The organism is Undibacterium sp. 14-3-2 (genome assembly GCF_016595265.1).
GTDB classification, from domain to species: Bacteria; Pseudomonadota; Gammaproteobacteria; order Burkholderiales; family Burkholderiaceae_D; genus Undibacterium; species Undibacterium aquatile.
Genome location: NZ_JAENGS010000008.1, coordinates 1 through 24,106, shown reverse-complemented (window position 1 = coordinate 24,106; position 24,106 = coordinate 1). Strand labels below are relative to the sequence as shown.

General features: G+C 48.0%; 20 protein-coding genes. 15 read left to right on the top strand and 5 right to left on the bottom strand.

Going from position 1 to position 24,106, the window contains the following annotated elements; translation table 11 throughout:
• Position 1 precedes the first annotated feature (1 nt).
• From holB to Undi14_RS16445, 12 genes are all read left to right on the top strand, one after another.
• Positions 2 to 1,036, top strand: coding sequence for a DNA polymerase III subunit delta' (holB, locus tag Undi14_RS16500; RefSeq protein WP_200181636.1), 1,035 nt, complete (start codon positions 2 to 4; stop codon positions 1,034 to 1,036).
• A 19-nt stretch (positions 1,037 to 1,055) separates the two neighbouring features.
• Complete coding sequence (locus tag Undi14_RS16495) at positions 1,056 to 1,433, top strand: PilZ domain-containing protein (protein ID WP_186883761.1); 378 nt, start codon at positions 1,056 to 1,058, stop codon at positions 1,431 to 1,433.
• A 6-nt stretch (positions 1,434 to 1,439) separates the two neighbouring features.
• Positions 1,440 to 1,943 carry a GNAT family N-acetyltransferase gene (locus Undi14_RS16490; protein ID WP_186883399.1) on the top strand — a complete coding sequence of 168 codons (504 nt, stop codon included), beginning with the start codon at positions 1,440 to 1,442 and terminating at the stop codon, positions 1,941 to 1,943.
• A gap of 78 nt (positions 1,944 to 2,021) precedes the next feature.
• Complete coding sequence (locus Undi14_RS16485) at positions 2,022 to 2,951, top strand: 23S rRNA (adenine(2030)-N(6))-methyltransferase RlmJ (protein WP_186883398.1); 930 nt, start codon at positions 2,022 to 2,024, stop codon at positions 2,949 to 2,951.
• A gap of 341 nt (positions 2,952 to 3,292) precedes the next feature.
• Positions 3,293 to 4,945, top strand: a complete 1,653-nt coding sequence (locus Undi14_RS16480) for a 3-(methylthio)propionyl-CoA ligase (protein WP_186883397.1) — start codon at positions 3,293 to 3,295, stop codon at positions 4,943 to 4,945.
• 117 nt (positions 4,946 to 5,062) lie between these two features.
• A complete protein-coding gene (locus tag Undi14_RS16475; protein WP_186883396.1) occupies positions 5,063 to 6,298 on the top strand; it encodes a branched-chain amino acid ABC transporter substrate-binding protein in 1,236 nt (411 codons plus the stop codon).
• A gap of 99 nt (positions 6,299 to 6,397) precedes the next feature.
• The gene (locus Undi14_RS16470) at positions 6,398 to 7,345 is read left to right on the top strand and encodes a branched-chain amino acid ABC transporter permease (protein WP_200181634.1); all 948 of its coding nucleotides are present in this window, start codon (positions 6,398 to 6,400) and stop codon (positions 7,343 to 7,345) included.
• A gap of 2 nt (positions 7,346 to 7,347) precedes the next feature.
• Entirely contained in the window at positions 7,348 to 8,634 is a 1,287-nt protein-coding gene (locus Undi14_RS16465) for a branched-chain amino acid ABC transporter permease (RefSeq protein WP_200181632.1), read from the top strand.
• Positions 8,631 to 9,398 carry an ABC transporter ATP-binding protein gene (locus Undi14_RS16460; protein WP_186883393.1) on the top strand — a complete coding sequence of 256 codons (768 nt, stop codon included), beginning with the start codon at positions 8,631 to 8,633 and terminating at the stop codon, positions 9,396 to 9,398. The genes Undi14_RS16465 and Undi14_RS16460 overlap by 4 nt, the downstream gene beginning before the upstream one ends.
• On the top strand, positions 9,395 to 10,102 hold the full coding sequence (locus Undi14_RS16455) for an ABC transporter ATP-binding protein (RefSeq protein ID WP_186883392.1): 708 nt from the start codon (positions 9,395 to 9,397) through the stop codon (positions 10,100 to 10,102). Before Undi14_RS16460 ends, Undi14_RS16455 begins: the two co-directional genes overlap by 4 nt.
• A 162-nt stretch (positions 10,103 to 10,264) precedes the next feature.
• A complete protein-coding gene (locus tag Undi14_RS16450; protein ID WP_200181630.1) occupies positions 10,265 to 12,343 on the top strand; it encodes a 3-hydroxyacyl-CoA dehydrogenase NAD-binding domain-containing protein in 2,079 nt (692 codons plus the stop codon).
• Between the two features lie 293 nt (positions 12,344 to 12,636).
• The gene (locus Undi14_RS16445) at positions 12,637 to 14,238 is read left to right on the top strand and encodes an ABC-F family ATPase (RefSeq protein ID WP_186883390.1); all 1,602 of its coding nucleotides are present in this window, start codon (positions 12,637 to 12,639) and stop codon (positions 14,236 to 14,238) included.
• A gap of 66 nt (positions 14,239 to 14,304) precedes the next feature.
• Here Undi14_RS16445 and Undi14_RS16440 read toward each other — a convergent pair whose 3' ends face one another.
• The 5 genes from Undi14_RS16440 to Undi14_RS16420 form a co-directional block, all read right to left on the bottom strand.
• A complete protein-coding gene (locus tag Undi14_RS16440) occupies positions 14,305 to 14,892 on the bottom strand; it encodes a hypothetical protein (RefSeq protein ID WP_186897416.1) in 588 nt (195 codons plus the stop codon).
• Positions 14,893 to 15,019: 127 nt separating this feature from the next.
• Positions 15,020 to 15,280 (bottom strand): hypothetical protein, encoded by a 261-nt coding sequence (locus Undi14_RS16435; protein WP_200181628.1) that lies wholly within the window; start codon positions 15,278 to 15,280, stop codon positions 15,020 to 15,022.
• Positions 15,281 to 15,282: 2 nt separating this feature from the next.
• Positions 15,283 to 17,172 (bottom strand): ferrous iron transporter B, encoded by a 1,890-nt coding sequence (locus Undi14_RS16430; protein WP_200181626.1) that lies wholly within the window; start codon positions 17,170 to 17,172, stop codon positions 15,283 to 15,285.
• Positions 17,172 to 17,462: a FeoA family protein gene (locus tag Undi14_RS16425; RefSeq protein ID WP_200181624.1), complete on the bottom strand. Its 291-nt coding sequence runs from the start codon at positions 17,460 to 17,462 to the stop codon at positions 17,172 to 17,174. The genes Undi14_RS16430 and Undi14_RS16425 overlap by 1 nt, the downstream gene beginning before the upstream one ends.
• A gap of 168 nt (positions 17,463 to 17,630) precedes the next feature.
• Positions 17,631 to 18,740 carry a DNA-binding protein gene (locus Undi14_RS16420; RefSeq protein ID WP_200181622.1) on the bottom strand — a complete coding sequence of 370 codons (1,110 nt, stop codon included), beginning with the start codon at positions 18,738 to 18,740 and terminating at the stop codon, positions 17,631 to 17,633.
• Between the two features lie 403 nt (positions 18,741 to 19,143).
• Here Undi14_RS16420 and Undi14_RS16415 point away from each other — a divergent pair, with 403 nt between their 5' ends.
• The 3 genes from Undi14_RS16415 to Undi14_RS16405 all read left to right on the top strand — a co-directional run bounded on the left by Undi14_RS16415 (position 19,144) and on the right by Undi14_RS16405 (position 23,877).
• Positions 19,144 to 19,920: a site-specific integrase gene (locus Undi14_RS16415; RefSeq protein WP_234030653.1), complete on the top strand. Its 777-nt coding sequence runs from the start codon at positions 19,144 to 19,146 to the stop codon at positions 19,918 to 19,920.
• 177 nt (positions 19,921 to 20,097) lie between these two features.
• Positions 20,098 to 21,741, top strand: coding sequence for a Na+/H+ antiporter (locus Undi14_RS16410; RefSeq protein ID WP_200181618.1), 1,644 nt, complete (start codon positions 20,098 to 20,100; stop codon positions 21,739 to 21,741).
• Between the two features lie 585 nt (positions 21,742 to 22,326).
• Positions 22,327 to 23,877 carry an FAD-dependent monooxygenase gene (locus Undi14_RS16405; protein WP_200181616.1) on the top strand — a complete coding sequence of 517 codons (1,551 nt, stop codon included), beginning with the start codon at positions 22,327 to 22,329 and terminating at the stop codon, positions 23,875 to 23,877.
• The last annotated feature ends 229 nt before the right edge of the window (positions 23,878 to 24,106 follow it).

The following is a 24,106-nucleotide window of genomic DNA, read 5'->3' as shown; positions in this document are numbered from 1 at the left end:
TATGACCAATCCGCTTTTCAGCTGGCAAACATCTGCGTGGGACTATCTGCAATCATTGCAAGGTCGCATGCCGCATGCTTTTTTGTTGCATGGGCCTGAAGGCATAGGAAAGACAGTCTTTGCTGAGCACATGGCAAAGTCTTTGTTGTGTGAGCAGCCGGATGCCGCCGGACATGCGTGTGGTGCTTGCGGTTCCTGCGGCTGGTTCAGTCAATACAGTCACCCTGATTACCGGCGCGTCCGCCCTGAATTGCTGGATGAGGAAGAAGCCTCTTCGGCCGACACTGATAGCGAGCCCGCCGCAAAAACGAGCAAAGCGAGCAAGACGCCATCGAAAGAAATTGTGATCAATCAGATCCGGGCGCTGGCGGATTTCATGAACTTGTCCACGCACAGACAAGGGCGGCGCGTGATTGTGCTCTATCCGGCCGAGGCGCTGAATATTCCGGCGGCGAATGCCTTATTAAAATCGCTGGAAGAACCCGGCGTGGATACCGTATTTATTCTGGTTTCGAATAGCATTGATAAACTGTTGCCGACGATATTATCGCGTTGCCATAAACTACCGATGGGGATGCCGGAACGATCGGTTGCGCTCGCGTGGCTCAAGCAGCGCGGCGTGAGTGATGCCGATGTCTGGTTGGCACAGCAGGGCGGTGCGCCGCTCGCTGCACTGGCGATGGCTGAGTCGGATACGCGTACAGAGCTGGATGATTTCCTACGACAATTAGCGCGCCCCAGTGTCGATACCAGCCTGAAGTTGGCCGATAAAATGCAAAAAATGGAGATGCCGGTGACGGTTGCGTGGATGCAGCGTTGGCTTTACGATATATTTTCTTACAAACAAAGCGGGAGAATCCGGTATTATCCTCGCTATGAAAAAGAGGTAAAGGCGTTGGCTTCCGCTATATCGAATGAAGCATTACTGAGCTTGATCAAGAGCAGTAACGAACGTCAGGCAATCGCGACGCACCCTTTATCGCCGAAATTATTTTTAGAAGATATGTTGCTTGAGTATTCTGCACTCTTCGCATAACCGTAGCGAAAGTATGTCTATGTCAGATTTAGCATTAGAACCGATGCACAATGCACCGAATCGCCCGTCAGTATTATCTCTGGCGATTAAGGAAAAAGCCGCGTTATTTGCTGCTTACATGCCGTTTCTGAAGAACGGCGGTATTTTTGTTCCGACCAATAAGGCGTACCGTCTCGGTGATGAAATTTACCTGATCCTGACTTTGCTCGATGATCCTGCAAAATACCCGATTGCTGGTAAGGTGGCGTGGGTGACACCTGCCGGTGCCGGCAATAATAAGTCTCAGGGTATAGGCGTTCACTTTCCCAGCGACGAAAGTGGAACAAGAATACGCTTGCGTATAGAAGATGCGCTTGGTGCCGCTATACGTTCTAATCGGCCTACACACACAATTTAGAGTATCATGCCGGATCATTTTTCATACAGAATCGCCAATTTTGACGATTTGCCAGCGATTGTCGCTATTTATAATTCGACGATCGCCTCCCGCCAGGTGACAGCCGATACGGAACCTGTGACAGTGGAATCGCGGCATCAATGGTTTTACGATCACGCGCCAGAGCGTCGGCCTTTATGGGTCAGTGAACAGGATGGTCAAATTACCGGTTGGTTGTCGTTTTCCAATTTCTATGGACGCCCCGCATATGCAGGAACCGCGGAATTATCGATTTACCTGCATGAAAATGCGCGCGGCAAAGGTCTGGGAAAACACTTTCTGAGTCTGGCGATCGGGCACGCGCCGGCAATCAATGTCCATACATTGTTAGGATTTATTTTTGGCCACAATACTCCTAGTCTGAAATTGTTTGAGAATTTCGGATTTGGAACCTGGGCTCACATGCCACGTGTTGCCACTTTGGATGGGATAGAGCGCGATCTGATTATTGTCGGCAAGCGTGTAGCCTGACATCCCTGTTCAACGGCTTGGTTATTATGGCAATCTGCGCAGGCAGGTTGCCTTTCATTTTTTATAGGAATTCAATTCATGCTCAGTTATCGTCACGGCTTTCATGCTGGCAATCATGCCGACGTACTTAAGCACCTGGTCTTAATTCAGTTGCTGCAATACATGAATCAGAAAGACGCAGCATATACATATATCGATACCCATTCCGGCGCAGGCTTGTATGCACTGGACAGTGGTTATGCCATGAAAAATGCTGAATATGAGACTGGTATTGCTCCTTTGTGGGATAAAAAGGATCTGCCGCCAGCGCTGGCAGAATATATGGCGCTCATCAAAGATCTGAATCCCAGTGGCAAAATGCGTTATTACCCGGGGTCACCATACTGCGCCGATAAGGTCATGCGTGAGCAAGACCGGCTGCGCTTATTCGAGTTACATCCAAGCGAAATCAAGATACTCAGTGAGAACTTCCGTAAGCTCGATGCGCACGCCGCCGAACAGGGGCGACGACCAACGGTACGTGGTAAGCGGGTCATTATTTCCGATGGCGATGGCTTTGAAAGTATGAAGGCATTATTACCGCCACCATCGCGTCGTGGATTAGTGCTGATTGATCCACCGTATGAGGTGAAAGACGATTATCGTCGCGTTAAAGTAGCACTGGAAGATGCGTTGAAACGCTTCCCGACAGGGACTTATGCCGTATGGTATCCGGCATTACAACGTCAGGAATCGCGACAACTGCCGGAAAAATTGAAGCGACTGGCGTCAAAAGAATGGCTGAATGTGACTTTATCTATCAGTGGGCCATCGCCTGACGGATTTGGCTTGCATAGCAGCGGTATGTTTATTCTGAACCCGCCCTGGACCTTGATGGCAACCTTGAAAGAAACGATGCCGTATCTGGTTGCAGCATTAGGACGTGATAAAGATGCCCGTTTTGAACTGGAAAGCGGCGCACCGCTGACGGGCATGAGCGCAAAAGCATTGCGCCCTCAACGCGGATAACACAGAAATAATGAAAACTTGACGGTAGTTACTTGCATAGCAGTAATTATTCTTGCTTGTTTAATAAAAAGGGTGGCAGACATTGCGTGTCTGCCACCCTTTTTATCGTTATCAGGAGCAGCTTATTTTTTCCGTTTTTGCGCAGTGCAATATGCGGGAATGCGTTACCAGAAAAGAGTTTGTAATAAATAGAGGAAATTCTCTAAGAGCATATGTTGCTATGCAAAAAAAATAGTGATTGACGGATTAGTACGGTCGTACAAAAATCAGCTAAGAATAAAATTTAGAAAATGCAGTTAAAAACGAAGTAAACAACTTAGTAGTTCATCAGAGGAGAACAAATGTCAGCGTACCCTAAGAGTCCGGTCATGGGCCAAATGATGCAAAAGCCTTTGCTTATCTCAAGCCTTATTGAGCATGCGGATCGGTATTTTGGACAAAGCGAGATCGTCTCTCGCCGCGTTGAAGGTGATATTCATCGCTACAACTACACTGAGTGCCATCGCCGCTCGAAAAAGCTGGCGAATGCTTTATCGAATTTTGGCGTCAAAATAGGTGACAGAATAGCGACGCTGGCATGGAATGGTTATCGCCATCTCGAAGCGTATTACGCCGTATCCGGCTCTGGAGCAGTGTTACATACCATCAATCCACGTCTGCATCCCGAGCAAATCACTTACATCGTGAATCATGCCGAAGATCAGTATCTGATGTTCGACATCACGTTTTTACCGATAATCAAAGCGATTGCAGCGCATTGCCCGACGGTAAAAGGTTTCATCATGATGTGCGGGCGTGAACACATGCCCGAAGACAGCGGGGTTCCGAATCTGTTGTGCTATGAAGAATTGATTGATGCGAATACAGATGATTTTGTCTGGCCATTATTTGACGAAAATTCGGCTTCCAGCCTGTGCTACACATCGGGTACAACAGGCCATCCTAAAGGTGCTTTGTATTCACATCGTTCGACTATTTTGCATTCGTATGCATCGGCGATGCCGGATGGGCTGAATGTATCTGCAAGGGACTCTATCGTTCCTGTGGTTCCGATGTTTCATGTGAATGCGTGGGGCTTGCCGTATTCAGCACCATTAACCGGTGCGAAACTGGTTTTCCCCGGTCCGCACCTTGACGGTAAATCCTTGTATGAATTATTTGAGCAGGAAAAAGTGACTTTTTCCGCCGGCGTTCCGACGGTATGGTTAGGTTTGCTGAACTACGTGGAGCAAAATAAACTGACGTTCTCTACGTTCAGACGCACTGTTATTGGCGGCTCAGCCTGTCCTCCGGCGATGATGCACACGTTCCGCCACACCTATCACGTCGAGGTCGTGCACGCCTGGGGAATGACGGAAATGTCTCCGCTGGGAACGGCTTGTTCCTTGCTGACCAAACATATGGATCTGAGTGAACCGGAAAAAGAAGCTGTGCTGACCAAACAAGGACATGTGTTGTACGGCGTTGATATGAAAATCGTCGGCGATGATGGCAAAGAGTTGCCTTGGGACGGTAAGACTTACGGCAATCTGTTGGTCAAAGGCCCGTGGATCATTAATTCGTATTATAAAAATGAAGGTGGTGAAGTGCTGGAGGATGGCTGGTTCCCGACTGGCGACGTGGCGACGATCGACGCCGATGGCTTTATGCAGATTACCGACCGCAGCAAAGACGTGATCAAATCCGGTGGCGAATGGATAGGCACGATAGATCTGGAAAACGTTGCAGTTTCTCATCCGGCGGTGATGCAGGCGGCGTGTATCGGTATTTTTCATCCTAAATGGGATGAACGTCCTTTACTGCTGGTGGTAAAAAAGGCAGGGGCAGAAGTAACGAAAGAAGAACTCTTACAATTCTTTGAAGGCAAGGTCGCGAAATGGTGGCTGCCGGATGACGTCGCATTTATCGATGCATTGCCATTGGGTGCAACCGGTAAAATTTTGAAAAACAAACTGAGAGAACAATTTAAGGAGCACAAACTACCGACAGCATAAAAGATCAGATTGCATTACTTTGGCTGCCTCTTACATAAAACATTCCAATGAGGCAGCCAGCGCAAGACAAGTCAGCAGGGTAAAAAATTTCCATTCCTAAAAAACGGAGAGAGACAAATGAAATTCCCATTACGCGCATCTTTCGTCGCAATTGCATTCGCTTTAACTTCACCAGTATCGATGGCAGAGAATATTAAAATAGCCTACATCGATCCTTTATCCGGCCCGTTTGCACCGGTTGGCCAGAACATTCTGAATTCCTTCCAATATATCGCCGATAAGGCAAACGCTGAAAAATGGGCAGGCAATAATACTTTTGAAGTCGTTGGCTTTGACAATAAAGGCAGCCCACAAGAGTCACTGAATGTACTGAAAACAGCGATCGATAAAGGTTTTCGTTATATCACGCAAGGTAATGGTTCTGGCGTCGGTCTGGCATTGCTGGATGCAGTCAATAAATACAATGAGCGCAATCCAGGCAAGGAAATCATTTACCTGAATCATGCCGCTGTCGATCCTGATATGACGAACAGTAAATGCAGCTATTGGCATTTCCGTTTCGATGCCAATTCCGACATGAAGATGGAAGCGCTGACGACTTATATGGCGGCAGATAAGACTGTGAAGAAGGTCTATATCATCGGTCAGAATTATTCTTTCGGTCATCAGGTAACGCGGGCTGCGAAAGAGTATCTCGCACGCAAACGCTCAGATGTACAGATCGTCGGTGATGATCTTCATCCTATCGGGCAGGTCAAAGATTTTTCCCCTTACATTGCCAAAATCAAAGCTTCCGGCGCGGATACTGTCATCACAGGAAACTGGGGTGCCGATCTGGCCTTGCTGATTAAGGCAGCCAAAGATGCCGATCTGAAAGCGAACTTTTATACCTACTACGGTTCGACCACAGGCGTGCCGACTGCAATGGGTGCGGCCGGTATCGATCACGTGAAATACGTGGGCTACTGGAATGTGAATAATGAGACCTACGCCGGTAAAGATATCGTCGAGGGATTTAAAGCCAAATATAAAGACGACTACTATTCCATGGCGACGTATTCCATCATTCAGGCAATGTCGCAAGCGGTAAAACAAGCAAAGAGTGCTGAACCGGCGAAAATTGCTGCTGCACTTGAAGGTGCGACCTTTAAGAGCCTCAATGGTGAAGCGGTGATGCGTAAGGTTGACCATCAGTTGCAGCAACCTCTGTACATCGCTACCTGGGTAAAAACCAACGGTAAAGATGTGAAGTTCGATCAGGAAAATACAGGACTGGGCTGGAAAACAAATCAGAAAATTGATGCGTTTGTAGCTTCCCAGCCTTCGTCTTGTCAAATGAAGCGACCAGGTTAATTTTTTAATCTGAAAAGAGAGTCATGCCACAATTGACTCTCTTTTTTTGTCACAAAATAGTACGATCGTTCATAAGATGTCGCTGAAAGGGATGTTGCTGTGGAATTTACCCTTATTACTTTGTTGAATGGGATCAGTTATGGACTGCTGTTGTTCATGCTGTCATCTGGCCTGACACTGATTTTCAGCATGATGGGTGTGCTCAATTTTGCGCATGCCAGCTTTTATATGCTGGGCGCCTATTTTGCCTACATGCTGAGCTCCAAATTTGGATTCTGGACAGCTTTTTTTATCGCACCTTTACTAGTTGGGGTGCTTGGTGCACTGGTCGAGCGTTATGGTTTGCGCTCGGTCCATAAGTACGGACACATTCCGGAATTGCTGTTTACGTTCGGATTGTCGTATGTGATCGTGGAAGTCGTGCAACTGATTTGGGGGCGATCCGTTGTTCCTTATGCGATTCCGACATCACTGGATGGCCCGTTGTTTACTCTCTACACCACAACCTTCCCTATTTATCGCGGCTTCATGATGCTGGTCGCGTTACTCATGCTGCTGTTTATTTATCTGCTACTCACCAGAACCCGGATTGGTCTCGTGATTCAGGCGGCATTGACACATCCTGATGCGGTGGAGGCGCTGGGACATAATGTGCCGCGCGTTTTCATGCTGGTATTTGGTGGTGGTTGTGCGCTCGCAGGTCTGGCCGGCGTTGTCGGTGGTAACGCGTTCGTTACCGAACCTGGCATGGCAGCGACGCTCGGCAGCATTATTTTCGTTGTCGTCGTCGTGGGCGGAATGGGGTCGCTGGCGGGGGCGTTTGTCGCGTCTTTACTGATCGGTGTGTTGCAGACATTTGCTGTTGCACTTGACCATTCGTTCGCCACCGTACTGGCTAAGTTTGGTGTGCTGATCAGCGCAAGTTCTCCTCTGTATTCTTTGCTGAGTCTGACGATTGCGCAGATCGCTCCAGTGATGCCGTATCTGTTACTGGTGTTGATTCTGATCTTCAGACCGCGCGGTTTGCTTGGCACACGTGAGGGATAAAAATGACTACAACTTTACAATATAAGCCCTTGAATCTGGGCCGCTGGCTGACCTGGAGTAGCTTTGCATTGATTCTGGTCGTCACTCCGCTGATTTTTCATGAAGGTGCTGCCTTATCTCTGTTGTCGCAGATGGGGACGCTGATGATTTTCGGATTGTCTTTCAATATGCTGTTGGGACAGGGCGGTATGCTGTCATTTGGTCATGCAGTGTATTCTGGGCTGGGGGCATTTTTTGCAGTCCATGCGATGAACATGATCGCAGAAGGCAGTCTGCCGATTCCCGTCTCCATGATTCCACTGGTAGGGGGGATTGCAGGAATGGGATTCGGAATTTTATTTGGCTACGTGACGACCAAAAAATCCGGCACTACTTTTTCCATGATCACGTTGGGGATGGTGGAACTGGTCTTTGCATGTTCCCTGATGTTCCCTAAGTTTTTCGGAGGTGAGGGCGGAATATCGACCAACCGGGTTATCGGGCAGGCATTCATGGGTATCACTTACGGGCCGCAAATTCAGGTCTATTATCTGATCGCATTCTGGTTGTTCGTCAGCGCGGTCGCGATGTTTGCTTTTACGCAGACCCCGCTGGGGCGCATGATTAATGCTGTCCGCGACAATCCTGAACGTGCAGAGTTCGTCGGTTACGACACGCAATGGGTACGTTATCTGACCCTGATTCTGTCTGCGTTTTTTGCCGGCATTTCCGGTGGTTTGTCTGCGATCAATTTTGAAATCGTGACGGCTGAAAACGTCAGTGCCATTCGTTCTGGTGCGGTATTGCTGTTCACCTTCATCGGCGGCATAGGTTTTTTCTTTGGGCCTTTGATTGGTGCCATTCTCGGTGTGTTTTTAACGGTGATGCTGTCGGACTTCACAAAAGCCTGGCAATTGTATCTGGGGGTATTTTTCATATTGATCGTGATGTACGCGCCCGGTGGCATTGCCAGCATCCTGATGATGAATTTGCGTCTGGTGAAGTTTTCAAAATTTGGCCGCGTCTGGCCAGTCTTGTGGAAACTGTTGGTTTCATCCTTGATCGGTATCGCCGGTCTGGTGCTGGCCATAGAGATGCTGTATCAACTCTCACTCGAATCAACACAAAATCCTGTGATTTCCATTTTTGGTATGACATTCAATTCTGTTGGCGGCGGCTCATGGGCCATTGCTTTACTGACGCTGGCGACAGGTGTTGCCGGGTTTGTCCTGTTTAAAGCACCTTTCCAAAAAGTATGGGGCGAGGTGAATACAGAAATAGAAGAAGCTATGCGGAGGGCGCAGGTATGAGTGGTTTTTCGCTGGAATTAAAAGACGTCCGGAAAAGTTTTGGCAGTGCTGAAATCATCCGCGGCGCAAATTTACAGGTGCCGAAAGGCGAACGTTTCGCCATTATCGGCCCAAACGGAGCCGGAAAATCAACCTTGTTTAATCTGATTTCAGGACGATTCGGTATCAGTTCGGGTGACATTCTCCTGAATGGCAACAGCATCCGGAATCTGAAGCCATACGAGATTAATCGCAGTGGTTTGTCGCGCAGCTTTCAGATTACGAATATTTTCCACCGACTCACCGTCTTTGAAAATTTGCGCTGTGCAGTTTTGTGGTCGCTGGGCTATAAATATTCGTTCTGGCAAAGGCTGAACGGCCTGAAAGATGCTCAGGAACGTGCAGAGCATGTGCTGGAGCAGATAGGCTTAAAACGGCGGCGTGATGTCACTGCTGGCTTGCTTACTTATGCAGAACAACGGGCGCTGGAGATCGGTATTACGATTGCTGGTGGTGCCGACGTGATTTTGCTGGATGAGCCAACTGCGGGGATGAGCCGTTCTGAGTCAGATGCTGCAGTTGAGCTGATACGCAAGGTCACGGAGGGTAAAACTTTATTGATGGTCGAGCATGATATGAGCGTCGTATTTGGTCTGGCCGATAAAATTGCGGTCGTGGTTTATGGTGAGGTGATTGCTTGCGATACGCCACAAAATATACGCAATAATCAAAAAGTCAAAGACGCTTATCTTGGTGGTCACGCACCGACGGAGGAACACGCATGAGTGCGCTGCTTGAAATTAAAGATTTAAACGCGTTCTATGGCAAAAGCCATGTACTGCATGGCGTCGATCTGCATGTCAATGATAGCGAGATTGTCAGTTTGCTCGGACGTAACGGAGTAGGGCGTTCAACCACGGTCAAAGCAACGATGGGACAAGTTCATGCAACCGGATCTGTCTTATTCAAAGGCGAGCAGATGATAGGTCTGAAAGCCTTTCAGATCGCGCACAAAGGCCTGGGCTACGTGCCGGAAAATCGCGATATTTTCCCGACGCTGACGGTAGAGCAGAATTTACTGCTAGGTGAAAAATCGAACACCAAGACGAAACCACGCTGGGAAATGGAAGATATGTACCAGATGTTTCCCCGCTTACGCGAAAGGCGCAATACCCTGGCTGGTGTGATGTCTGGTGGCGAACAACAAATGCTGACCTTGTGTCGGACGCTGATGGGGGATCCTGATCTGATCATGATTGATGAACCAACTGAAGGTCTGGCGCCGAAGATCGTTGAACTGGTGGCTGAGTATCTGAAAGAGCTGAAAAACCGGGGAGTTTCAGTGTTGCTGGTAGAGCAAAAATTGGCGATTGCACTGCAGATTTCGCAGCGGGTCTATGTCATGGGGCATGGCAGTATCGTGTTTGAAGGGACGCCCGAAGATTTGCTTGCCAACGACAAAATCAGGCAAGAATGGCTGGAGGTGTAATCGGTCTGTTGAATGGCGAAAAAAGAAAATCAACAAAAATAACACGACCGTACTATTTTTAAGTTATAGTCAAGTTTGTGTGTGTTTTGTTTGAATTCGCCCACCAGATTTGATTCATTTAGAAAAACCAATTCCATTCGTATTTCAACCTTAGGAAGAGACATGAGCGCAGAATACAAAGTTGACGGCAGCATTGCCGTTATTACCCTGAACAATCCACCGGTCAATGGTCTGGGGCATGCGACCCGCCACGCGATCGTCGAAGGCATGAAGCAGGCGCAGAATAACGATGCGGTCAAAGCCATCATCATCACCGGTGCAGGCAAAGCATTTTCCGGCGGCGCAGACATCAAAGAATTTAATTCTCCAAAAGCATTTGCTGAGCCCAGCCTGCATACGGTGATCAGTGTTATTGAATCGTCAGACAAACCAGTGATCGCAGCAATACACAGCGTCGCCATGGGCGGTGGTTTGGAATTGGCTTTGGGTTGCCACTATCGTGTCGCCAGCCCTGGCGCACAGATTGCGTTGCCAGAAGTGAAGCTGGGCATTTTACCTGGTGCAGGCGGCACACAACGTTTGCCACGCGTCGTCGGACTGGAACTGGCCTTGAATATGATCGTTTCGGGAACGCCGATCGCTTCAGAAAAACTAGCGAAAACAGCGCTGTTCAATGAACTTGCTGAAGGCGATCTGATGGCAGCGGCAACCGCATTTGCGAACAAAGTTGCAGATGTGCGTCCGCTGCCTAAAGTACGCGACATCAAAATCGATTACCCAAACTACGAAGCCTTCCTGCAATTTTCCCGCAATACCGTACGCGCAATGTCAGGCCCATTCCCTGCGCCATTGAAATGCGTCGAAGCCGTGGCCGCTGCGGTAACGAAAAAGTTCGATGACGGTATTAAATTTGAACGTGACTTATTCCTCGAATTAGTACAAACAACAGAATCTAAAGCGCTGCGTCATGCTTTCTTCGGTGAACGCGCAGCCAGCAAGTTGCCGGATGTTCCTGATGACACACCGACTCGTCCGGTGAAATCGGTCGCAGTGATCGGTGCCGGCACCATGGGTGGCGGTATTGCGATGAACTTTGCCAATGCCGGCATTCCTGTACAGATTCTCGAAATGAAACAGGAAGCGCTGGACAAAGGTTTGGCAACGATACGCAAAAATTACGAAAACACGCTGAAAAAAGGCAAGCTGACGCAAGAGAAATTTGAGCAACGCGTCGCTTTAATCACAGGCACGTTATCGTATGAAGCGATTGCTCAGGCAGACATGGTCATCGAGGCCGTTTTCGAAGATATGGGCGTCAAAGAGCAAGTCTTTAAAAAGCTCGATGAAGTCATGAAGCCGGGTGCGATTCTGGCGTCTAACACATCGACGCTTGATGTCGATAAAATTGCTGACTTCACCAAACGTCCGCAAGACGTGGTGGGTACGCATTTCTTCAGCCCGGCCAATGTCATGAAGTTGCTGGAAATCGTACGCGGTAAGAAAACGGCGAAAGATGTGTTGGCAACGGTGCTGGCGATTTCTAAAAAAATCAAGAAAACAGGCGTAGTTTCTGGTGTGTGCGACGGCTTCATCGGAAATCGTATGATCGAGCAATACAGCCGTCAGGCGGGGTTCTTACTGGAAGAAGGCTGCACGCCGGAACAAGTCGATAAAGCCGTTGAAAAACTCGGTTTTGCGATGGGACCTTTCCGCATGGGTGACTTGGCGGGGAACGATATCGGCTGGTATATCCGCAAGCGTCGCTACGTGGAAAAACCACACATCACTTATTCAAAAACTGCAGATTTGTTGTGTGAGTTGGGTCGCTTCGGCCAGAAAACCGGCGCTGGCTGGTATGACTACAAACCGGGCGATCGCAAGGCTTATCCATCTGCCGTGGTGAATGAGATGATCGTCAAACATTCCGCCGATCTGGGTATCGAGCGTCGCAAAATTTCCGATCAGGAAATCGTTGAGCGCCTGATTTACTCACTGGTGAATGAAGCGGCTTACATTCTTGAAGAAGGCATCGCAACACGGGCTTCTGACATCGATATGGTGTATCTGACCGGTTATGGTTTCCCATTACACACCGGCGGCCCTATGTTCTACGCGGATACAGTCGGCTTGCCGAATGTGGTGCGGGCGATGGAGAAATATGCCAAAGGTCGCCACGGTGATGCGTGGAAACCAGCGCCATTGCTGGCAAAACTGGCCGAGGAAGGGAAGACGTTTAATTAAGTCTGCCACAGTTGATTTCAACTGAAGTATTTCAGTTTGAAAACCTGAACAAAAAGCACGACGTTGATCGTGCTTTTTGTTTTAGCAGACAAAAATGATCAAAAAAGGGCGAAATATACTCCCCCCAGTATGTTTGAACCCCCATTGTTTCTGCGGAGATTAAGCGGTTTTATGCGGATACTCCCCCAAAAACCTGATTGAAGCAAAAGACTTCAAGGCCGTAGTGAAAATCCTTCTGTTCAGCAATGTTATAATGCAAGGTTAATTCATATCATTTTGCAAAAGGTTTTTCCGTGCTATCTACCGCAAATATCACCATGCAGTTTGGCCCTAAGCCGCTGTTTGAAAATATCTCAGTCAAATTTGGCGAGGGCAATCGTTACGGTCTTATTGGTGCCAACGGTTGTGGCAAATCTACTTTCATGAAAATCCTTGGCGGTGATCTGGAGCAGTCTTCCGGCACAGTCATGCTGGATCAGAATGAGCGTCTGGGTAAATTACGTCAGGATCAGTTTGCGTTTGAAGAAATGCGCGTTCTGGATGTAGTGATGATGGGGCACACAGAAATGTGGGCTGCAATGTCTGAGCGCGATGCGATCTATGCCAACCCTGAAGCAACCGACGAAGACTACATGAAGGCGGCCGATCTGGAAGCCAAATTTGCCGAATATGATGGTTATACGGCGGAAGCACGTGCAGGCGAGTTGCTGTTGGGTGTTGGTATCCCGACTGATCAGCATCAGGGTTTGATGAGTGCGATCGCACCGGGCTGGAAGTTGCGCGTTTTGCTGGCGCAAGCCTTGTTTTCTAACCCTGATATTTTGTTGCTCGATGAACCGACTAATAATCTGGATATCAATACCATCCGCTGGCTGGAAGATATTCTGAATCAGCGCAATTCAACCATGATCATCATTTCGCATGATCGCCATTTTCTGAATCAGGTCTGTACCCACATGGCGGATATGGACTATGGAACGCTGAAAATCTATCCTGGCAATTACGACGACTATATGCTGGCATCGTCGCAGGCACGTGCGCAGCAAATGGCAAACAATGCGAAGGCCAAGGAGAAAGTCGCTGAGTTGCAAGATTTCGTGCGTCGTTTCTCTGCCAATAAATCGAAGGCACGTCAGGCAACTTCCCGCGCCAAGCAAATCGATAAAATTAAAATCGAAGAATTTAAACCATCCAGCCGCCAGAATCCTTTCGTGCGCTTTGATGGTGAGAAGAAGTTGCACCGCCTGGCAGTAGAAGTGCAAGGTCTGACGAAGGCATACGATCGCACGCTGTTTAAGAATGTCGATCTGATGATCGAGGCGGGTGAGCGGGTAGCGATTATCGGTGCCAATGGTATCGGTAAAACGACTTTATTACGTTGCATTGGTGGCGACGATATTGCTGGTCTGCACGCTGATCGCGGCACTGTTAAATGGGCAGAAAATGCGAATGTCGGATATATGCCGCAAGATCCTACCGAAGAGTTCGCATCAGACAAAAATCTGACGGACTGGATTGGCCAGTGGACGCAGGAGGGCGATGATGATCAGGCCGTGCGCTCCATCCTTGGACGCCTTTTGTTTGGCGGCGACGATGTGAAGAAATCAGTGAAAGTGCTGTCCGGTGGTGAAAAAGGACGAATGATGTACGGCAAGCTGATGTTGGGTCGTCACAATGTGTTGTTAATGGATGAGCCGACGAATCACATGGATATGGAATCGATCGAGTCATTGAATATCGCATTGGAAAAATATGCGGGAACCCTGATTTTCGTCTCGCATGACCGTGAATTTGTATCGTCGCTGGCAACCCGCGTACTTGAGATCAAAGAAAATGAAATCATTGATTTCCAAGGTACTTACGAGGAATATCTGAGCAGTCAGGGGATTGAATAAACTACTGCGGCAGCGCACGTGGTGTAATAAAAAAAGCCGGGCTATCCCGGCTTTTTTATGTACTGATTACTTGTTACTAAAGTTGATTGCACTATCACGTAATAATGTATCGCTCTGCTGCACTTGTTCACCTTTGTATAGCAGATAATCGAGTCTGTCCCGCAAACTCCGCGCCATTTCCCTTCCTTTTGATTTCAGCACCGCTTCCAGATAAGGCTGCCGTAACTTCTTGAAATCATCCAATGTACCTGCACGCTCAACCTTCATCTGTAAGGTGAACCCGCGCAATCCAAGAACACTTTTAATCGTTTCGTTGAAGAAGGTATATACCTCGCGAAATTGTTCAGATTCACTCATCTCTTCAACCGCAACAGCGACGGGCGGAGGTAAGTCGCTGACGAGATTAATTTCAGGCGCAGCAGCGACGGGCGCTTCCCCGGCTTTGCTGACAACGGTGATAAATTCCTGATCTAAAAGTTCCTGTACATTATTTTCGTCAAACCCTAATGCGGATACTTTTTTCAATAAATCTGTGGCGCTTTGTTTTCCGTCCACCATGACCAGCAATGTGCGAAGACGGTTAGCCAAGTGATGTTTGCGGGTAGCGATTTCCTCACGCCCTTTTTCTGTCTTATCGTAAATGCTGTTCAACATATTGAGCATCGGCCCCAAATCATTGTTACACCAGAATCAGTATCTGGAACTCAGCAAAAGAATACAACACACTTGCCGTCGATGCTACAGGTATTGAAGGGTGCAACGGATAAAACACCTGACAATGTCAGATTTTATGGATAGGAATGATAGGTTTAGAGTGTTGGCTCAATTGCGTGGGACGCGATGTTTCATCGCAACTATGACACGATGAAGAGCAAGAACTGGCGCAGCTTTTCGCTGCACCTTCAAAGTGACTGGCGAGCTTGGGATGGCGACCACTCAGCTTGACCTGTATTTTTTTTCTGACAGACGCTGGCATCCATTTCAGCAGGAGATAGATCAACGCTGCGAATAAAATCAGAAAAGTGATTGCCATTTGTAACATGATTAAGCCCCGGTAAAAAATAGCGCCAATCGATACGTAATAAAAGACGCAACATAGGCAAGGCCAAATAAATACGCTGCCATCAATACAGGATATCGCAGGGTATTCGTTTCACGCTTTACCACACTCAAGGTTGCGATACATTGCGGCGCGAAGACATACCAAGCCAATAAAGATAAGGCGGTCGGAAGACTCCAGGATTGCGCAATAAGCGGCTCCAGCATGCTGCTAAGCTCGTCGCCGGATTGTGACAGGGCATAGACAGTGCCAAGTGCGGCAACGGCGACTTCACGAGCGGCAAGTCCTGGGACCAGTGCAATACAAATCTGCCAGTTAAATCCTATCGGGGCAAAAACGAATTCAAGCAGACGTCCGAGATGACCGGCGATGCTGTAATAAATCGGCGGTTGCGTTGCATTTTCAGGTGCGCCAGGGAAGCTGCTGAGAAACCACAGCAGAATCATTAACGCCAGAATGATGGTGCCGACGCGGGTGGTAAAGATTTTTACCCGCTCCCACAAGCCTAACAGTAAATTGCGCGTGTTCGGCAGGCGATAATCGGGCAACTCCAGCATGAGTGAATGCAGCTCGGCTTTACCCCATTGATATTTAAAAAACAGAGCGACCAGCATCGCAGAAACAATGCCGGCAATATATAAGGCAAACAAGACTAAACCTTGCAGACTCAGAATGCCGAGTACTGTTTTTTCAGGAATAAAAGCCGCAATAATCAGAGCGTAGACTGGCAGTCGTGCAGAACACGTCATCAGAGGGGCGATCATGATGGTAACCAAACGATCGCGCGGGTTTTGAATTGTGCGGGTCGCCATGATGCCAGGAATGGCGCAAGCAAAACTGGATAATAAGGGAATAAAAGCACGGCCGGATAAGCCTACTTTCCCCATAATTCTATCGAGTAGAAACGCTGCCCGGGGAAGATAGCCAGAGTCTTCCATGACGAGAATAAAGAAAAACAGGATGACAATCTGTGGCAGGAAAACCAGAACGCTACCGGCACCGCCGATGACACCTTTGACTAGCAGTTCTTGCAACATGCCTGCTGGCAGGGCTGATTCAACCAGACTGCCCAAACCTTCAATGGATGACTTAATCAAGTCCATCGGTAACTGCGCCCAGGCAAACACAGCCTGAAATACCAAAAACATGAGGCTAGCAAAAATCAGCGGGCCGAATACCGGATGCAATATCCATCGGTCTATGCGGTAACTGAGTGGGGCGTCTTCTTTGCCTGCATCTTTTACTTGCTGTACGCATGCGGCAATTAATGTATTTACGGCAAGTTGAATTTCTTCAGGTGATCGTGTTAATGCAGTCGCTGCGGGCGGGGCATTATCAGTACCATCTAATGATTGCGCGAGTATTTCCAGTTGACGAAGCAAGGCGTCAACACCTTCAGTTTCAACGGCAATCGTCTCAACAACGGGAATATTCAGTGCCGATGCCAATGCATTGATATCTATATTAATCTGACGTTTTTTTGCCAGATCCATCATGTTGACAGCGAGAATCAATGGTAAACCGAGGTCTTTAAGTTCAAAGGCAAGTCGCAGGCCTCGCTTGAGATTGGTTGCATCCACGACGCAAAGAATGGCATCAGGCAAAGCTTCGTTAGCGCGCTGTCCCTTGACGACTTCTTCTGTGATTTTCTCGTCGGGTGTGATCGCATTCAGACTATATGTGCCTGGAAGGTCAAGCACACTCCAGTGACGACCATTTGGTGCCGTGAAGTGTCCTTCCTTGCGTTCTATTGTTACACCGGCGTAATTGGCGACTTTTTGTCTTGCGCCAGTCAGTCGGTTAAATAAGGCGGTTTTACCGCAGTTGGGGTTGCCGACTAATGCAATGCGCTGTGGCTTAAGATGGTCAGTCATTACGCCACCTCCGTTTTGCTGACGCCTATTAAGGCTGCCTCAAAATTCCGGAGGGCAAACGTCGATTCTCCGACCCGGACCGCGATGGGTTCGCCACCAAAGTAACCTTTGTGCAATATTTTGATCTTCTCCCCATGAATGAATCCCAATTCCTTCAAGCGGCGGATGATATCTGTTGCCTGAATCAGGTTGCTTTGGGCTGGCTGGAACAGATCAGTCACGATGGCGGCATCGCCAACGCGAAGATGATTCAGGGTGATCGGGGAGGGGGATACAGGCAAACTGCTCATGGCACCAGACGGTAATTGATGTGAAGTAACTCTAAATGATAATGAGAATATATATCAATATCGCAGTCTATTCAATCATTCTTCCGCGTTCTTCCTGCTATTGAAAGTGAAGCGATTGATTTTACTTGGTTAAATTGAATTAAATATCTTCAGATAATATTAGCCGCTTCAGCGATCTGGCTTCGTTGTCGGGACGTCTTGTATGAGATGCTTGCTTTGGCTTTCAAGTGCCGGGTTGTCGTTAAGATTTTCGTTAGACGTAACATCATTTACCCTGGTTTTGATGAGCTCTATTATCAGTGCCTGTTTTTCCTCTTCAACCTGTCTTGTTTTTATTTCAGACTGCTTCAGTTGCTCAGTCAGTACGTCTTGTAACTTTGCTGAGACGGCAGCGGATGTCTGTAAACGTTGCGATTCCAGTTGAGCTGCTGACAGATCCTTTTTGAGAAGGAAATTTTCTTGCTTCGTTTCTTGCAAGAGAAAGTCTGTTTGATAATGCTTTATCTGAAGGGCATCCAGATCTTCTTTGCGCTTTTGCGCATTGTTGGCAATTTCAGCGTTAATTAATAGTAACTGCTGAATCTCTGCTTCCTGCTTTGTCTGAGTGCTTTCCAAAGTTTGATTATTTTTTCTGGCAAGCTGCAGCTCGCTTTCTATTTGTGTCATGCGAGCTTCGTAAGTTCTTCTGTCGTCGGCGCGTTGATTCGCTGTTGCGGTCTGGAAATGCTCAAACTGATGACGCATTGCCTCATTTTTCTGTTTTAACTCTTTGACTTCCTGACTTCTGTCGTCAAGCCGCAGCGTTAATCCTTCTTTTTCACTTTGCATGCCAGTGAATTTTAATTGAAGGGCTGAATATTTCTCCTCGATTGACTCCAGCTTTTCCTGTGTTGCTGCTAGTTGTGCCTCAAGAGTGATTTTGCTTGTAGTGAGAGACTCTATGAGGTCGCTAAGCGTTGCCTGCTGGGTCTTTGCGGCCTGAATCAATGCATCGTTTTCTGCGATCAGCGCAATAATCTTGTTCTCACAGTCGCTTTGCAGCAGCGCGTAAACTCCACGTACCGCATTCAGAATGGATTCAGGTAGACCAGATTTGGCTGCCTGAGCTTCGTCCTGATGTTCCTCTTTCCAGCGTTTAAGCATGGGGGCAATTGTACTTTTGCTCCCTGTGTCGCCCATCATCTTTCGCACATTATCTACGGTAGCGGCTTCTCCTTTTGCCGCAAGTTCAGTGGCGGCTCGTGCAACGTCAGAATAAAGAATGCCTGCTCTTGCCATTACTCACCTCAATAAGGTAATAAATTACGTAATACGTAATATTACGATAAAAATTAAAAAAATCTATTTTTATTTCTTAGAAATATAAGTATTGATAATGTATATTATCGAATGTTATATTTAAATTTAATCCAGTTTTCCCCGTTGCCTGTTACGAAATATGAATTCACTGCCAGAGTCAATCCAACTAACAGATAACATTTCTGAGCCAGGCAGGAATACGCGGTCAGTGTTGCTGCCTGGTTCGCAAAATGGATCTTTGACTACCTCCGCACAGCAACTGGCTGTATTTCTCGCGGCAGCAACGTCTGAGAACACCCGCCGGGCGTATCGGTCGGCCATCAGACATTTTTTGGAGTGGGGCGGACTGTTACCCGTCGATGAGGCCAGCCTGATTCGTTATATGGCAGAACATGCGGGGAAACTTAATCCTCGCACGCTATCTTTACGAATTACGGCGTTATCTCAATGGCATAAACATCAGGGCTTCCCTGATCCCTGCACTCATCCTAACGTACGAAAAATCCTGACTGGCATTACGCGAGTCCATGCGAAACCCAAAAAAAAGGCGAGGGCATTAGTTATCGAAGAGCTGGAGCGCATTGTGCTTTATCTCTCCGAACAGAGTGATATAAGAGCAATAAGGAACAGTGCTTTGCTGCAAATAGGCTTTTTCGGAGGTTTTCGTCGCTCTGAATTGGTGAGTTTGCGGTGTGAGGACGTGAAATGGGAAGCAGAGGGAATTACCCTGCTGCTGCCGCGATCAAAAACTGATCAGGCGGGGGAGGGAATCGTAAAAGCAATTCCTTATGGCGATAGCAGTTGTTGTCCTGCGACGGCGTTGAAACGATGGCTCAGTATTTCTGGTGTTTATACCGGCGCAATCTTCAGGCGGATAGATCAGTGGAAGCATGTCGGCGAACAGGCTTTGCATGCGAACAGCGTGAATAAAATACTGACTGAATGCGCGACTGCAGCGGGCTTAGATTACGTCCCTGAATTCAGCAGTCATAGCTTGCGGCGCGGCATGGCGACCAGTGCTTACCGTGCCGGCGCAAGCTTCCGGGATATTAAGCGCCAAGGTGGTTGGCGTTTCGACGGGACTGTTCAGGGTTATATTGAGGATGCAGATCAATTCAAAGAAAACGCCATGCATAGTCTATTGCGTCAAAAGAAATAAACTCAATGACAAATCGCTGACGCAATAGCGGCGTTCTGATCCGATAACAAGGTAAGACATTGATGATTTCTCGTGAATCATAGGAATTACCGAGATAAGCGGTAAATAGCTGTAACTCTTCTGCTATGATAATTGAGGTGCTTTCTTGGTCTGGAAAGCAATTTTTCCGGTTGAACGATGCAAATAATAACAATGGTTTTGATTCTGCTGCTTGCTGTTACTGTGAGCGGTTTTATTGTCAGATTGTCCCCGGTCGCACTGCCATTGCCACTGATTCAGATTGCAACCGGCGCCATTATTGCTTCTTTTTCCCCGTTTGATGTCTCGCTAGATCCAGCCATCTTTTTTCTGTTATTTATTCCCCCTTTACTATTTTTGGATGGCTGGCGCATACCGAAAGAAGCCTTTTTTCTCGATATGAAGCCCATACTGATGCTTGCCATCGGCCTGGTCATTTTTACGGTTGTTGGTATGGGGTTTCTGATCGACTGGCTGATTCCAGCGATTCCGTTACCAGTAGCATTCGCCCTGGCAGCAATTTTATCGCCAACTGATCCGGTCGCCGTTTCTGCAATTGCGTCCAAAACACCGATTCCACCGAGGCTGATGCACATTCTTGAAGGCGAGTCGCTGTTAAATGATGCGTCTGGTCTTGTCTGTTTTCGTTTTGCTGTGTTGGCAGCATTAACCGGGAATTTCTCCCTCGCCAAAGCGTCCTGGACTTTCATGCTGGTGGCTGGTGGCGGTGCTTTGATAGGAATTGTGCTGACCTACACCATTAATCTGGCAAATCGTTGGCTGATACGGCAAACCGGAGAAGAACCGGGTGTACAGATTATGATCAGCTTGCTGATCCCGTTCGCTGCTTACCTGACAGCCGAACATCTGAATGCATCAGGAATTCTGGCTGCGGTAACCGCCGGAGTTACCATGCATTACTCTGATCTGACCGGCCACACTTTGGCGGCAACCCGCATGCAACGGCGTACTGTATGGGATACGGTGCAGATGATATTGAATGGCATCATGTTTATGCTGTTGGGTTTGCAGTTGCCGCGAATACTCGAAAGCATAGAGGAAATTGCGATTGATACCGGTATCGCCAGCCTTGCACATTTATCTGCGTATATTGTTTGCATTACTTTTGCACTGACGACTTTGCGTTTAATCTGGGTTTGGGCTTCGCTCAAACTGACATTATTTGGCAAAAAGGGAAATGTCGCAGATAAAAAGTCCTTTCCCCGGTTATTGCTGGTAACCGCGTTTGCAGGTGTGCGTGGGGCAATTACCCTGGCGGGTATTCTCACTTTACCCTTGACTATGTTAGATGGCACCGATTTTCCGGCTCGTGATCTGGTGATTTTTCTCGCAATGGGCGTTATTTTGCTGTCGCTGATTGTCGCCAGCATTGCATTGCCTATCCTGGCTGCCGGCTTTGAGTTCTCCGAGCCTGTGGCTCAGATTAATAAGGAAACGGTTGCGCGTAATGCTGCGGCGTCTGCTGCAATCCGCCGGGTTGAAGATTTGTATCGTGGCATCCCCAATGATCAGCCTGAGAGCCTGGTGCAAATGGAAGCTGCAATGCACGTAATTGAGTTATATCGACGCCGCTTGGCACATGGGTTGCGGCAGAATGGCTCGTCACACCATATTCGGGAATTGGATGTCGAACGGCAGATGCGCATCGAAGCTTTACGTGCCGAGCGCGATCAACTGTATCAATTGCGGTTAAACAGGCAACTGGATGACGTCTTACATCGTCAGTTGGTGCATGAAATTGATCTGATAGAAACAGCGCTGACCAAACAAAAACAGCACTAATGTGATGCATCGGTATGATTTCTTGTTTTAAGGCGGCGCAAAAAAAATCATTGATAATCAGCCCCATCTCAAAAAAGAGTGACGGATAAAAAAATAGCCCGCTACGAGCGGGCTAAAATCCAAACCTTGACGGTGTTGGAGGAGACAGGAATGACTTTACCGCATTGCAGCAAATATTCAAAATCAAATTTACAGATATCGATTATTCATTAATTTAATAACTCTGATCTTTGGGCTCACTGAGATAGGTAGTCGAGATTTTCTGAAATACGCGATTTTCGAACCATGCAACGCCTTGAGTATTGCCCTTATCGACATGTTTTTGTGTGTGATAAAATCTCCGCTGTCGAAAAAGGTAGACCGGCGTGGTGAGCCCCGGTCAGCGTCCAACCATGGGACGCCAAATGCATCTGAAATTGTTTCGGATGACCACGGCGAGAGCGGACGTGCGCCGATTTCTCGTGGAGCCTTTGATCGACAAACGAAACGGTAAATTCCGTTTTCCCTCTAAAGTTTTCTTCACGGTAAGCACACGTCCTAATTCTGTTTATGGCTAATTCAATGGCCAAATATTAAGGACGAATCATGTCACATACTCCTGTTCTCATCGTTGGTGGTAGTCTTGTTGGTTTATCTGCATCGGTCTTTCTCGCTTGGCGCGGAATACCTCATATCTTAGTAGAAAAGCACTCCGGCAGCTCCACTCATCCGCGTGCCATGGGTTATACCGAAACCACGCTGGAGCACTACCGCATGGTCGGTATTGCCGACCGTATACCCCAAACACCTCAAAATTTCCGCTTACGCCGCGTTAAGGCATCAAGTCTTGCTGGCGAATGGCAAGGTGAACAGGCTTGGACGCCCGGCGAAGCCGACACGTACAATACTGGCTTGTCACCCAATACGGGAGCCGCCATTGCGCAAGACAAACTTGAACCTATCCTGCGCATGGCAGCGATCGAGTTCGGTGCAGATCTTCGCTACAGCACTGAGTTGCTACATTTCGAGGATCGTGGCGATAGTATTGTGGCGCAGTTACGAGATCGAAATGTTGGTCGAGATTATGCAATCTCAGCTGATTACATGATCGCAACAGATGGCGCCGATAGTCCCATTCGCGAACGTCTTGGCATTGCACGGGAAGGTGTGGGAAATATCCGGACAGTCCGCAGTGTACTGTTCAAGTGCCCGGAGGCGGATCAGTATCTCGCTAGTGGCGTTCAGCAGTTCGAGATCGAGCAAGAGAATTTACGGGCTTTTCTGACAACTTACAACGATAGCCGCTGGTTGTTAATGTTCATCGATGATATCGAGCGTAGCGATGATGAATTGCGCGTCGCTATCCGTAGAGCTTTAGGGCGCGATATGGCTTTTGACATCATAACCACAGGTCGCTGGGAAATGGCTGGACGCATCGCCAGGCATTACAGAAAAGGGCGTGTATTTCTCGCTGGGGATGCAGCCCACCAGCTTCCTCCAACCCGCGGCGGCTTCGGTGCCAACACCGGGATTGACGATGTGTGGAATCTTGCGTGGAAACTTCAGCGAGTACTGGAGAGCAGTTCAAATGCGACGCTGCTCGATACCTACGATGACGAAAGACGTCCTATCGGATGGCTGCGGCATCAACAAACCTTTTCCCGGCCGGATTATGTGAAATGGGTAAATTCTGATTTCAAAGCCGATCCCTTGTTTAGTAACGAAGCCATGGAACTAGGTCAGATTGTCCGATCCTCCGCCGTGCTTGGCGCCGGACTAGAGCTTCCTCCCGCTGCATCGCCTACAGATTGGCAGGGACAACCTGGCACGCGAGCTCCGCATGTCTGGGTTACAACAGCGGCAGGTGATGTGATATCCAGTCTGGATTTGCTCGGTAGAGAATTTGTATTGTTCGCGGTTGAGCCAGCTTGGCAAATGGCAGCAGATGCGATGAAGCTGAAATTTGTTCACATCAATCATGACATTTGCTTTTCAGAACCGGATACATTTGCAGCTATATTCGGCGTCAGGCAGCAAGGTGCAGTGTTGATTCGCCCTGATGGCATTATTGCCTGGCGAAGCAATAATACCGCCGAGGATGGGGGTGTTGATGAGTTGAAAATAGCATTTAATCAGGTTGCCGCATCGCCGTGCTAATGAAACTCTGAATAACGAAACTTCAGACTGAATGAAACATTTTCATCCAATCAGCATGAATCTTTTATATTAAATAATTCGGCCGTTCCGGTCTCTTGACCAGTAATTCCGAACAATCGTGACCGATTTTGGATAACGCAAGACCGGTCACGACTTAGTATCCATCGGTTTAAACTCCTGATTTGATAGATTTTCATAGAGGAACTAATTTTCATACATCCTGCAAAAA